9 protein-coding genes and 1 pseudogene are annotated in these 12,137 nt (G+C 67.8%); 3 read left to right on the top strand and 7 right to left on the bottom strand.

Translation table 11 applies throughout. The annotated features are described in order from the left end of the window. Window positions 1-53 precede the first annotated feature (53 nt). Window positions 54-1,772, bottom strand: coding sequence for an ATP-dependent RNA helicase RhlB (rhlB, locus tag IC535_RS10590; RefSeq protein WP_228885920.1), 1,719 nt, complete (start codon window positions 1,770-1,772; stop codon window positions 54-56). A 540-nt stretch (window positions 1,773-2,312) separates the two neighbouring features. Here rhlB and trxA point away from each other — a divergent pair. The 3 genes from trxA (at window position 2,313) to IC535_RS10575 (ending at window position 6,536) form a co-directional block, all read left to right on the top strand. Then, complete coding sequence (gene trxA / locus IC535_RS10585) at window positions 2,313-2,642, top strand: thioredoxin TrxA (RefSeq protein ID WP_019183509.1); 330 nt, start codon at window positions 2,313-2,315, stop codon at window positions 2,640-2,642. Window positions 2,643-2,864: 222 nt separating this feature from the next. Beyond that, window positions 2,865-4,637, top strand: coding sequence for a transcription termination factor Rho (gene rho, locus IC535_RS10580; protein ID WP_228885919.1), 1,773 nt, complete (start codon window positions 2,865-2,867; stop codon window positions 4,635-4,637). A 312-nt stretch (window positions 4,638-4,949) separates the two neighbouring features. Beyond that, window positions 4,950-6,536, top strand: a complete 1,587-nt coding sequence (locus tag IC535_RS10575) for a sensor domain-containing diguanylate cyclase (RefSeq protein WP_228885918.1) — start codon at window positions 4,950-4,952, stop codon at window positions 6,534-6,536. 130 nt (window positions 6,537-6,666) lie between these two features. Here the strand turns inward: IC535_RS10575 and IC535_RS10570 are convergent, their stop codons facing one another. The 6 genes and pseudogenes from IC535_RS10570 to IC535_RS10545 all read right to left on the bottom strand — a co-directional run bounded on the left by IC535_RS10570 (window position 6,667) and on the right by IC535_RS10545 (window position 11,849). Then, entirely contained in the window at window positions 6,667-7,542 is an 876-nt protein-coding gene (locus IC535_RS10570) for a TonB family protein (RefSeq protein WP_228885917.1), read from the bottom strand. Window positions 7,543-7,591: 49 nt separating this feature from the next. Beyond that, window positions 7,592-9,304 (bottom strand): bifunctional isocitrate dehydrogenase kinase/phosphatase, encoded by a 1,713-nt coding sequence (gene aceK, locus IC535_RS10565; protein WP_228885916.1) that lies wholly within the window; start codon window positions 9,302-9,304, stop codon window positions 7,592-7,594. Window positions 9,305-9,526: 222 nt separating this feature from the next. Next, window positions 9,527-9,886 carry a hypothetical protein gene (locus IC535_RS10560; RefSeq protein ID WP_228885915.1) on the bottom strand — a complete coding sequence of 120 codons (360 nt, stop codon included), beginning with the start codon at window positions 9,884-9,886 and terminating at the stop codon, window positions 9,527-9,529. A 50-nt stretch (window positions 9,887-9,936) separates the two neighbouring features. Continuing rightward, window positions 9,937-10,350: pseudogene (locus IC535_RS10555) on the bottom strand (roadblock/LC7 domain-containing protein); the annotation flags it as partial. Then, window positions 10,343-10,891: a GTP-binding protein gene (locus IC535_RS10550; RefSeq protein ID WP_228885913.1), complete on the bottom strand. Its 549-nt coding sequence runs from the start codon at window positions 10,889-10,891 to the stop codon at window positions 10,343-10,345. The gene IC535_RS10550 and the pseudogene IC535_RS10555, both read right to left, overlap by 8 nt. Window position 10,892: 1 nt before the next feature. Next, entirely contained in the window at window positions 10,893-11,849 is a 957-nt protein-coding gene (locus tag IC535_RS10545; protein ID WP_228885912.1) for a hypothetical protein, read from the bottom strand. Window positions 11,850-12,137: the final 288 nt, after the last annotated feature.

Here is a 12,137-nt window from a genome sequence, read left to right as displayed (position 1 = left end):
CTCCAGACGAGGCATGCCACCGACCAACGATCGGGGGCTACCTGCACCGGGCCTTACGAACCGGACAGCATCCGGCGGATCTTGCGGCCGATGCGGGTCAGGAACGACGCGCTCGGGTCGGCGGCCGGGGTGCCGCGCATCGGCTTGGCGGTGACCTGCACCGGGGTTACCGGGCCGGTGGCTGCCGCGCCTTCGGCGCCTTCGACCGGACGGCCGTGGCGACGGCGGCGACGCTTGCGCGGTGCTCGCTCGCCTTCCACCGCCGGGCTGTCGGCCGCGCTCGGCGCGTCGACCGGGGCCACCACGTCCTGCGGCTTGGCGGCTTCTTCGGCCAGCGGCTGCTCGCCTTCCACGCGCGGCTTGCGCTCACGGCGCGGCTTGCCATCGGCACCGGTGCCGGCGCTGCGCTCGCCCGGACCACGGCGCTCGCCGCGGCCGGCCGACGACGGCTTGCCACCGCGGCTGCTGCTGCCACCGCCACGGCGCTGTTCCTCGGCGGCACGCGCTTCGCGGGCCTCGCGGAAGATCTGGCCGACGCTCTCGTTCTCGTCGCCTTCTTCACCCGGCTCGGCCGGTGCGCGCTCCGGGCGCGGCAGCGAGGTCAGGATTTCGCTGGTGACCGGCTCGACCGGGATCTTCTGCTCGATATAGGCCTCGATGTCCGGCAGGCCCATCGCATAGCGTTCGCAGGCGAAGCTGATCGCATCGCCTTCCTCGCCCAGGCGGGCGGTACGGCCGATGCGGTGCACGTAGTCTTCGGCATCGAACGGCAGGTCGTAGTTGTAGACGTACTTGATGCCGTCGATATGCAGGCCGCGGGCGGCCACGTCGGTGGCCACCAGGATTTCCAGCTGGCCCTTCTGGAAGCGGTTGAGCAGGCTTTCGCGCTTCTTCTGCGGCACATCGCCGGACAGCACGCCGACCCGGTAACCGGCCTTTTCCAGCGAACGCGCCACGCGCTCGACGAATACCTTGGTGTTGACGAACACCATGGTGCGCGCGCCTTCGCTGCGCGACAGCAGGCCCAGCAGCAGCGGGATCTTCTCTTCGTCGGCCGGGAAGTAGATGCGCTGGCGCACCCGCGCGGCGGTGATCGACTCGCTCTCCACCACCAGCTTCTGCGGCTCGTTCATGTGCTCATAGGCCAGCTCCAGCACGCGGTGGCTGAGCGTGGCGCTGAACAGCAGGGTCTGGCGCGTGCTGCGCTCGGGCATGCGTCGCAGCAGGAAGCGGATGTCCTTGATGAAGCCCAGATCGAACATGCGGTCGGCTTCGTCGAGCACGCAGATCTCGCAGGCGTGCAGCGAGACCACCTTGTGCTGCTTGACGTAGTCGATCAGGCGGCCGGGGGTGGCGATGATCACATCCACGCCCTGCTGCAGGATCTCGCGCTGCTTGTCGTAGTCCACCCCGCCGTAGACCAGCGCAAAGCGCAGGCCCAGGTCCGAGCCGAACTTGACCGCGTCCTTGTGGATCTGGATGGCCAGCTCGCGGGTCGGGGCCAGGATCAGCGCGCGCGGGTCTTCCGGCTTGCGGTCGGCCAGTGCCGGACGGGTCAGCAGGCGATTGATCACCGCGACCAGGAACGCCAGGGTTTTGCCGGTACCGGTCTGGGCCTGGCCGGCGACATCGCCCCCGGGCAGTGCCACCGGCAGGGTCAGTGCCTGGATCGGCGTGCAGCGGGTGAAACCAGCCGCCTCCAGGCCCGCAAGCAGGGTCGGATGCAGGTCGAAAGTGGAGAAGGTCAAATCGGTCAGCGGTTTGTCGCTCATGTGTCCGTCTTGGTAAGGCCAGCCCGGCAGAGGTGCGGGTGGCTTGCAATCTTGGGGAGGGCACCGTCGCCTTAGCGGCCCCTGCGCCGGGGAAGGCGGGGCCGGACCTGGGTCCTGGGGCGCCGCACAATGTCCCAGTTTAGCGCAATGTCGGCGGCAAACCGCCGTCGGGCGTCTCAAAACCCGACGAGACAGCAGGCAACGCTCCCGATGCGCGCCGCCGGCCGCGTATTCACCGCGCCTGCCGGCAGTTGAACAGGCCGGCCGGAGGCGCTGGAAGCGGTCGCCTTCGCCCCCTATATAGAACCTGCCAGCTACCGGCACGCGGGGTGGCGATGGCAGGACGCTTCTTTCCAGGGCACGCCTGTCCGCCCGCGACGATAGGGGTACACTGCCCGCCGTGAGCGTCGGGGCAGCCCCTTGACGCACCGCTGGCCGCCCGCGCGGCCAAGAGGCAGCAGACGAAGATGGCGCCGGTCGGCGTCGTCCAGGTTCAACCTCCTCCGGCCCGGCCGGGTGCACTCCAAACGAGAGACCAAGATGAGCGACAAGGTTGTACATGTCGGCGACGCCGACTTCGATAGCGCAGTGCTGAATTCCAAGGAACCGGTGCTGGTCGATTTCTGGGCCGAATGGTGTGGCCCGTGCAAGATGATCGCCCCCGCCCTGGACGAACTGGCCGACGCCTACAACGGCCGCGCCAAGATCGCCAAGGTCAACGTGGACCAGAACCGCGCCCTGGCCGCCAAGTACCACGTGCGCTCGATCCCGATGCTGCTGGTGTTCAAGGACGGTGAAGTCCAGGCGCAGCAGATCGGCGCGGTCGGCAAGGCCCAGCTGGCCGGCATGCTCGACAAGGCCCTGGCCTGATCGACGCAGGCAGCCGGCCCACCCCCGGCTGCCACGCGGGCCCATCGCCCGCATGAATGACCCTGCCCCACCCGGCTTGCGCGCCGCCGCGAGCCGGTGTTAGTGTCGGCATATCCGGCCGCATTCGCGCGCCGCACCTTCTGGACGCCGTTCTCTCCAGATCCTTTCCCAACGTTCGCTGCCCTGCCGGGCGCTCGCACCTTCTAGCGAGGAATCCAGCACTTGTCCGATATCACTACTTCCGAACCCGGGAGCGCCGACGCGCCTGCCGAGAAGCGCGTGCGCAAGCCCCGCGTTGCCAAGGCCGCCACCGCTACCGAGGCAGGCTCCCCCCCCGCACAACATGGCCTGCCCCTGGCTGCCGCGCCTGACGCGCCGGCGCCGGTTGCCGCTTCGTCGGCGCCGCAGCAGCAGGCTCCGGCCGGCGATGCATCGCATGGCCAGGGCGGCGCGCAGCAGGACACCAGCGACGGTGGCCAGCGCAACCCCAATGGCAACAACGCCCCCAAGGGCGGGCAGAACCCGTACCAGGGCCAGGGCCAAAACCAAGGCCAGAACCAAGGTCAGGGCCAAGGCCAAGGTCAGGGCAACCGCCGCGACCGTTTCCGCAATCGCCGCGACCGCAACCGCGGTGGCGATCGCTACAACGACGACGGCATGCCGCAGGACAACAACGAGCCGCAGCAGCCGTTCGTGCGCAGCCAGCAGGCCAACGTGCCCGAAGGCTTCCCGGTCTATTCGCTGAGCGACCTCAAGCGCATGCCGGCGCAGAAGCTGCTGGAAATCGCCGAGCAGCTGCAGATCTCCGAAGGCGTGGCGCGCGCCCGCAAGCAGGACGTGATCTTCGCCCTGCTCAAGGTGCTGACCCGCCATGGCGACGGCGTGGCCGCCGACGGCGTGCTGGAAATCCTGCCGGACGGCTTCGGTTTCCTGCGCGCCGCCGAAGCCAGCTACCTGGCCGGCCCGGACGATACCTACATTTCGCCCAGCCAGATCCGTCGCTTCAACCTGCGCACCGGCGATCATCTGTCCGGTCGCATCCGCTTCCCCAAGGACGGCGAGCGCTACTTCGCGCTGTCGATCGTGGACACCATCAATGGTGAGCCGCTGGAAGCGTCGAAGAACAAGGTGCTGTTCGAGAACCTGACCCCGCTGTTCCCGCGCAAGCGCTTCACCCTGGAACGCGGCAACGGTTCGTCCGAAGACATCACCGGCCGCATCCTCGATCTGATGGCACCGCAGGGCAAGGGACAGCGTTCGCTGATCGTGTCCCAGCCCAAGGCCGGCAAGACGATGATGATGCAGCAGGTGGCCACGGCGATCACCACCAATCATCCGGACGTGCACCTGATCGTGCTGCTGATCGACGAACGCCCGGAAGAAGTGACCGAAATGCAGCGCACCGTGCGCGGCGAAGTCATCAGCTCCACCTTCGACGAGCCGGCCGCCCGTCACGTGCAGGTTGCCGAAATGGTGATCGAGCGTGCCAAGCGCCTGGTCGAGCACAAGAAGGACGTGGTGATCCTGCTCGACTCGATCACCCGCCTGGCGCGCGCCTACAACAACGTGGTGCCCAGCTCCGGCAAGGTGCTCACCGGTGGTGTGGACGCCAACGCCCTGCACCGTCCCAAGCGCTTCTTCGGCGCGGCGCGCAACGTTGAGGAAGGCGGCAGCCTGACCATCATCGCCACCGCGCTGGTCGATACCGGCAGCAAGATGGACGAGGTGATCTACGAAGAGTTCAAGGGCACCGGCAACAGCGAAGTGCACCTGAGCCGCCGCATCTCCGAAAAGCGCGTGTTCCCGGCCATCGACATCAACCGCTCCGGCACCCGCCGCGAAGACCTGCTGATCGAACCGGAACTGCTGCAGAAGATCTGGATCCTGCGCAAGCTGCTGCATCCGATGGATGAAATGGCCGCGATGGAATTCCTGCTCGACAAGATGAAGAACACCAAGTCCAACGACGAGTTCTTCGGTTCGATGAAGCGGTAACTCCACCGAACGCGACACCTTCAGAAACCCGCCATGCGAATGGCGGGTTTTTGTTTGCTGGATTGCCCAGCTTGCCGGCCAGCGACCGGCACTACGATTGCGGGCCGGCCCGTGGCCGCGGCTTCACCCACGCGCCTGCGGAATCCGCAATAATCCGCGGCAAGATCTGTTGTCCGCCCGGGGGCGGGGTCGTCGTGGAACGGGCGCGCAGGCGCGCCGGATCGACGCCACGCAGTGCGCTCCTGACCGCTCCATCGTTGCCGTTCCATCCGCATTCCCGGTTGGCGCAGCACCTGCCGGCTACTCGACCGCATGCCTCCGTTGTCCTCCCGCCTGAACCTGGGAAAATTGATCCTTGGCCTGGCCCTGCTCAGCGCCGTGGTCACCCTGGCCAATACCCTGCACGCCAGTTACCGGGTGCAGCGCGAACAGCTGATCGGCAATACCCTGGAAGCCAACCGGGTATACGCCGGCAAGCTGGCCGAGACCACCCAGAACTTCATCCTGTCGGCACAGCAGCAGCTGGCCTACAGCGCCACCACCCTGGGCCGGCGCGCGCACGACCGCGACGAACTGGCAGCGGAGGCCGCGCGCCTGCAGCTGCAGACCAACAGCTTCAACTCGGTGCTGGTGGTGGATGCGGCCGGCACCGTGCTGGCCACCTCGCCGCAGAGCCTGGCGCTGCAGGGCGTGGTGCTCAACAGCCAGGGCAACGCCGAAGCCCTGGAGCGCCGCGAACCCTACATCAGCAACCCCTACCGGTCGGCCACCGGGCGTCTGCTGGTGGCGATCTCGCACCCGATCTTCAATACCCAGGGCGCGTACCAGGGCTACGTCAGCGGCACCATCTACCTGCGCCAGCGCAGCATCCTGCAGACCCTGCTGGGCAAGCATCACTACCGCGACGGCTCCTACCTGTACGTGGTCGACCGCAACGGCCGCATCCTGTACCACATCGATCCGCAGCGGATCGGCCAGTTCGCGCTGGAGAACCCGGTGGTGCAGGCGGTCAGCCAGGGCCATAGCGGTGCGCAGCAGGTGCGCAACAGCCGCGGCGTGCCCATGCTGGCCGGCTATGCGCCGGTGCCCAGCGTGGGCTGGGGCGTGGTCGCCCAGCGCCCGACCGCGGCCACTCTGGCGCCGCTGTCGCGGCTGATGTCGGCGGTGATCTGGAACGCGATTCCGCTGGGCGTGCTGTCGCTGCTGGTTACCTGGTGGTTCGCGCGGCGCATCTCGCTGCCGCTGTGGCAGCTGGCGCGCAACGTGCAGAACCGCGACACCGGCATCGCCATCGGCCATGTCGCCGGCATCCGCGCCTGGTACTACGAAGTGGCCCACCTCAAGCAGGCGCTGCTGTACAGCTTCAACCTGCTCCAGGACCGGATCGGCAAGCTCAACCGGGCCAGCATGACCGACCCGCTGACCGGCCTGCAGAACCGCCGCGGACTGCAGCAGGGCCTGGAGGACTGGCAGGCGCGCGGGCAGCCGTTCGGGATCGTCGCGCTGGACATCGACCGCTTCAAAGCCATCAACGATCGCTTCGGGCATGCGGTCGGCGATGCGGTGATCCTGCGCATCGCCCAGCTGATGCGCGACGATTCGCGCGATACCGACCTGCTGTGCCGCAACGGCGGCGAGGAGTTCCTGATCCTGCTGCCGGGCATCGACACCGCCACGGCGGCACAGATCGCCGAGCGCCTGCGCAGGCAGGTGGCCGCCGAACATTTCGACGAGGTCGGTGCGGTCACCATTTCGTTGGGCGTGGCCCACTACCCCAGCTACCACGAAGATCCGCTGCAGGCGCTGCGGCTGGCCGACAAGGCGCTGTACATGGCCAAGGAACAGGGCCGCAACCGCACCGTGGTGTATCCGGCCGCCGGACATTCCAGCGCCGGCTGAGGCCGGCAGCCGCCGCGCAGGCCCGTCACCGGCAACACCGTTGCCGCCTCCAGGTACGATTCCTCGTGCTGACGGAGGGCCAGCCTGGCAAAACGACCCTGGCCGGTTTGCGAAAAAAGACTCGTGCGGATCAGCCGCCCAGCGGGGTCAGCAGTTGCGGCCCCTTGCTGGCCGCATCGGCCATGAACACGCCACCGGCCGGCAGCAGGTCGGCATTGGGATCGGCGCCCAGCGCCTTGTCGGCGCGCCACGGCGCCTGCTGGCGCGGGCCGGGAATGTAGGCATCCCATTGGCCGTAGCGCATCTGGTCGCCATGCAGGGCAAATGTCACCGGCACCCGCACGGTCCAGCTGGCATCGTCCTTGTTCTGGCCGGTGGTAGGCGGCTTGAAGGTCCACTTGCGTGCGGCCGCCATCGAGACCCGGGAAAGCGCATCGCGCATCTGGCGCATGATCGCTTCATTGGCCACCGTGCGCAGGTTGACCTGCTCGGTGGCCACATCGATCACCTTGCCGTCGCGTCCCACCTGCAACAGCAGCAGCACATCACCGCGCCCGCCCGATCGATAGACGGCCTCGGGGTAGGACGGCGGCGCAAACGTCAGCCGGGTCACCTCGTCGGTAGCAGCCGCATCGTATTCTTCAAAACTGGCCGCCAGCAGGCTGATCTGCTGCCCGCCATCGGCAAGCATCTTGCCGCCCAGGCGGATGCTGACCGGGCTGCGCGCACGCACCGCGCGACCGTCGACCAGTACTGGCTCGAAACGCCAGGCCTGCACCTGCGCATCGACAAACCGGGCAATCCCCGGGTTGACCTGATCGCGCCGGTCCAGCTGGAAGCCCTCGACCTGGCCTTGCGTGCCGATCTCGATCTGGCCGCTCAGCACCATGGCGGCCTCGGCCTGCGCGCGCACCGCGCGCCGGTTCTGTGCCGCCGCATCGTTGGCCACGGCCATGCCGGCACCGCCGAAGGCGAGGGCCAGCGCAAGAATATGGGATGAACGCATCGCACCTGCTCCTTGTGTGATGGCAGCAAGCCTAGCGCAGCCCTGCCGATCAAGCCAAGCGATGGCTGGCCGCGTACGGCGGGGTGTCCGGAAAATCGCCGGCCGCAAAGCGGGCCTGCAGGCCCTGCCACCACGCCGGGTCGAACAGGTGACCGAAATGTTCGCGCACTGCGGCCAAGTCTGCCGCCGGCAGGCCCATGAACATCCAGAAGCGTTCCGGGAAGACATCGCGCGGGCCGATCTCGAACCACGGCTCGTCGGCCAGGGCCTCCTGCGCATCGCGTGCGGCAGGCCAGGCGCGGAAGTTGCAGTCGGTCACCAGGCACAGCTCGTCGTAATCGTAGAACACCGCCCGGCCATGCCGCGAGACGCCGAAGTTCTTCGGCAGCATGTCGCCGGGGAAGATGTTGTTGCACGCCATGTCGGTGATCGCCTGGGCGTAGTCCAATGCCGCGCCACGCCGCGCCGTTGCCGCCTGCTCGCGCAGGTACAGGTTCAACGGGCGGAAACGGCGCTGCACGTAGCACAGCGCGATCACCAGCTCATCGCCCTCTTCACGGACACCGCCGCTGCACTGGCTGAGCAGTTCCTCGCGCAGCATCGGCGAGAACCGGGCGCGCGGGAAACGCAGGTGCCGGTACGGCTGGGCATCCAGCAGGCGGCCGACGCGGTCCAGGTTGAACACCAGCGCGTATTTTTCCTCGACCTGGTCGCGGGTCATGCGCTTGGGCCAGGCGAACCGGTCGCGGATCAGCTTGAACACCAGCGGGTAGCTGGGCAGGGTGAACACCGCCATCACCATGCCCGGGGTGCCGTCGGCGTGCACCAGCTGCTGGTCCGGGTGGTCGTGGAAATGCCGGAAGAAGGTACGGTAGCGCTCGGTCTTGCCCTGCTTGGCGCGGCCGAGCACGGTGTAGATTTCATCGATCGGCTTGGCCGGCAGCAGGCTGCGCAGGAACACCACCGCATCGCCGACGGTGGCCAGGTCGGCCTGGAAATAGCTGCGCGACACCCCGAACAGATGGGCCACATCGCGGCGCCGGGTCAGCACCGCGTCGGCCCGCAGGCCCTTGTCATCGTTGACCAGCGCGATCACGCACGGCGAGAAGCGATGTTCGCCGAACACACGGCCGACCAGGTAGGCGCGGCGTTCGCGGTAGAACACCGTATCGAGCAACTCGATGCTGCGCGCCGGGTAATCGCCCCAGTGCGCCAGGTCGTCCTGCAGGCGCACGGCGATCGCCGCGGCGCAACGCAGCTGGTGCGCATAGGGGACATCGAAGCGGTAGTCGCCCAGTACCCGCATCAGGGCGTCGGCCGGCCGCGTCGGCGACAGCGTATAGCTGCGCCGCGCCACCGGATGGGTGATCGCATCGGAGGGCTCCACGTCGATCGCCATGAACTCGATCGCCGCATCCACGCCCTGGGTGGCGAACAGGCGCCGTGCCAGGGTGTTGTAGAAGGTCTTGTACAGCTCGGCATCGATCAGCCCGTCCAGCAGCAGCGCATAGGCCGGGTGCACCTGCCGCCACAGCGCGCGGGTGCCGACCGCATCGCCGGCGGCGCGGCGCAGGGCATCCACGGTCTCGGCGATGCAGCGGTCGTACAGGCCGATGCGCTCCACCGCATCCTGCCGCGCCCCGGCCCAGTCACGGGCCTGGAAACGCTCGCGCGCGCGCCGTGTCACCGCCGCGAAGCGCGCATGGTAGGCCTCGAAACCATCGCGGATCAGCATCGCCAGGCGAGCGGCCAGCGCGTTCATCGCAGACCTCGCCGCAGGCAGATTCGACAGGGGCACCCGGGACCACGCATGCATCGGCATCCACATGACCGGCCCCCACCATACGGCAGCGGCTGGTGGCTTGCACAGGGCCTGCGGTGACCACGGCCAACCCGTCGCCCATAACGAGCGATAGCGCGGTACATGGGCGAAGAAAAAAAGCCGCCGGCCGCCACCACACAGCGACCGACGGCGGAGGGAACCTTACAGCGCCAGTTCGGCTTCCACGTCCTGCACCTTGCGCCGCGCCAGCGCCAGGTTGGACTTGTTGCGGTCCAGCACCAGATACAGGAACAGGCCCTTCTTGCGCGAGACCGGGCGCAGGATGTGGTACGCCTTGCCCAGCGAAATCAGGATGTCCTCGATCGTGTCATTGAGGTTGAGCGACGCGGCCGTCTTCATCTTGGCCCGGATCACCTCGGTATTGCCCGCCGCCGCTACTTCCATATCCATCCCCGAACCGGCCTCCCCCAGCAGCATGCCGCTTTCGCAATCCACCAATGCCACTGCCTGCGCACCATCGATGGTCATCAGCGCGTTCAAGGTTTCGTCGAGTCCTGCCATGTTGCACCCCATTGGTTGTCGAGCCCGTTGTGCCCCGGCGGATCGGCTCGTGATCCGCTGAGTTCGGCCATGATGTTGCGGCCACATTCCTTCGCACTCCACAGCACCTTGCCGATCACGCAGCGCGCATCGCATGCGGTCATCAGCAACAGCGGTACCGGCAGCGTCGGCAGCGCGAGCATCAATACCTTGCCCTCGCCTGCCTCCAGCATCAGCACTTCCAGTTCGCCCAGCGACAACTCGCGGCCCACTGCGGCGGCCAGGGCCAGCATCGCGCTGGTCATCGCCGCCAGGCGTTCGCCGTTGCCGTGCCCACCTACCGCCGGCACCACCGCAAAGCCATCGACGCTGGCCAGCACCGCGCTGCGCACGCCGTTGAGCTCGGCAGTGAAGCGGCGCAGGTGGCCAACCAGCCGTTCGCGCAACGCCTCGTCCAGGTGCCGCGCATTGTGTCCATCAGCCATGGGCCATCACCAGCTCGGACGTTTCCATTTCGCTCATCAGCACATCCATCAGGCACAGGCCCTGGTCGCGCTCGCGGGTGTCCACCGGCACCACCGGCAATGCCCGTTCGCCGATTGCGGCGTGTTCGGCGCAGACGTCCAGCGCAAAGCCCGGTGCCAGGTCCAGGTGCGATACCCCGATCACCGCCGGCACCTGCACCGCGTGTTGCCGCAGTACGTCCAGATAGGTGTCCAGTTCGGCCACCGCCGCCTCGCGCCGTGCATCGAGCAGCAGTACCACGCCGCTGGCGCCCTGCAGCAGGATCGGCCACAGGAAATCGAACCGCTGCTGGCCCGGCGTGCCGTACAGGCGCAGGCGGTCGCCATTGGGCAGGTCGATGTCGGCATAGTCCATCGCCACCGTGGTGGAGGCCTTGTCGGCACCGCGACGGTCGCTGTTGGGCACGTCGGTGTCGATCACCGCGCCTTCGGCGATGGCCCGGACCAGGGTCGATTTGCCGCAGCCCATGCTGCCCAGTACCACGATCTTGTATTCGCGCACGTTACTCCCCGCCCCGTCGGCGCAGCCCGCGCCACATGCGTGCCAGCAACGAACCGCCGGCCGCGCCGGCTTCGCGTGCCGCCCAGCTTCCCGATGACGGTGCCTCCAGCGCGGCATAGCCGCACAGGAAGGCCGGGTGGACGAACTCGCGCACGGCCGCGCCGGGCATGTCGAGCAGGCGGCTGCATTCGTCCACGCTGCAGGCGCGCTTGAGCAGCAGCGAGCACAGCCGGAAGCTGTCGTGCTGGTGGGCCAGCACGCGGAAGTCCGGCCAGCGCAGCAGCTTGACCCGCGCGTGCTGCTGCAGCTTCCTGTCCAGGTCCTGCCAGGCGGTCCCCAGCTGCCCCCATTGCCACAACAGCGGGCGCAGCGGCAGGCGTTGCTGTTCGGCCGCCAGCTGCTCGTAGCGGCGTGCGGACAGCCCGTGCAGCGACAGCTCCTCGAACGCGTCGGCCAGGGTCTGTGCCAGCCCGCCGGCGTCGCCGCCGGTGGGCATCACCATCTGGTCGCGGATGAAGTCGATCAGTACCAGCGGTTCGCCGCGCAGGGCCAGCAGCGCGTGGCCCTGGCGGCTCTGCAGGCTGCCGCGCAACGCGCCGGTCACCGCCTTGGCACCGCGGGCCTGGCTGGGTTCTTCGAGCGGGCCCGGAGAGGCGGGCATATGCCAGAGCGCCTGGCGTATCGCGCTGTCGTCCATCGCCGGGGCGTCGTCGCGCTGGCCCATGCGCAGATCGCCGCGCTGGTCTTCAACCCAGAACTGGATGCGCGGATGTTCGCGCACCATGCGCAGCGCCGCGTTGCGCAGTGCCGGGGTGTCCTTGATGACCAGCAGGTCGCAGTCGTCCAGATCGCGGCAGCTGCGTACGCTGCCGGCCGGCAACGAGGACGCATCGCGCAGCCGCTGCAGCAGGGCGTGCTCTCCCTGGATATCCGATCCGACCACCAACACCCTGGCCATGACTGCTCCCCTGTTGCTGGATTCACCCCTCCAGACCCACAGCCTATGTGAACGCCTCCGGGCCGATAGTGATGGGTTGCACAGATTGGATGGGACTACACAAAGGCAGGGGCATTTTCCGACAGAGCACGACGCGACAGGCAAGTTTCATGCCCTCTTGACATAAAGTTGGGCGTTGCACGCCGATGACAGTCGCTGACGGACATCACGCTTTGCGCACCCTTGCCTTCGCACTGCGGCAGGCAAAGAAAAACCCGCGCCGGGGCGCGGGTTCGTCTTCGCTGCAAC

Source organism: Stenotrophomonas rhizophila (assembly GCF_020857975.1).
Lineage (GTDB): Bacteria > Pseudomonadota > Gammaproteobacteria > Xanthomonadales > Xanthomonadaceae > Stenotrophomonas > Stenotrophomonas rhizophila_C.
This window is presented reverse-complemented; position numbering and strand designations above follow the sequence as displayed.

Bases quoted from the DNA above. Each gene is read 5' to 3' on its own strand.
- trxA (WP_019183509.1), top strand. From the start codon at position 2,313: ATGAGCGACAAGGTTGTACATGTCGGCGACGCCGACTTCGATAGCGCA.
- IC535_RS10545 (WP_228885912.1), bottom strand. From the start codon at position 11,849: ATGGCCAGGGTGTTGGTGGTCGGATCGGATATCCAGGGAGAGCACGCC.
- rhlB (WP_228885920.1), bottom strand. From the start codon at position 1,772: ATGAGCGACAAACCGCTGACCGATTTGACCTTCTCCACTTTCGACCTG.
- IC535_RS10575 (WP_228885918.1), top strand. From the start codon at position 4,950: ATGCCTCCGTTGTCCTCCCGCCTGAACCTGGGAAAATTGATCCTTGGC.
- IC535_RS10570 (WP_228885917.1), bottom strand. From the start codon at position 7,542: ATGCGTTCATCCCATATTCTTGCGCTGGCCCTCGCCTTCGGCGGTGCC.
- IC535_RS10560 (WP_228885915.1), bottom strand. From the start codon at position 9,886: ATGGCAGGACTCGACGAAACCTTGAACGCGCTGATGACCATCGATGGT.
- aceK (WP_228885916.1), bottom strand. From the start codon at position 9,304: ATGAACGCGCTGGCCGCTCGCCTGGCGATGCTGATCCGCGATGGTTTC.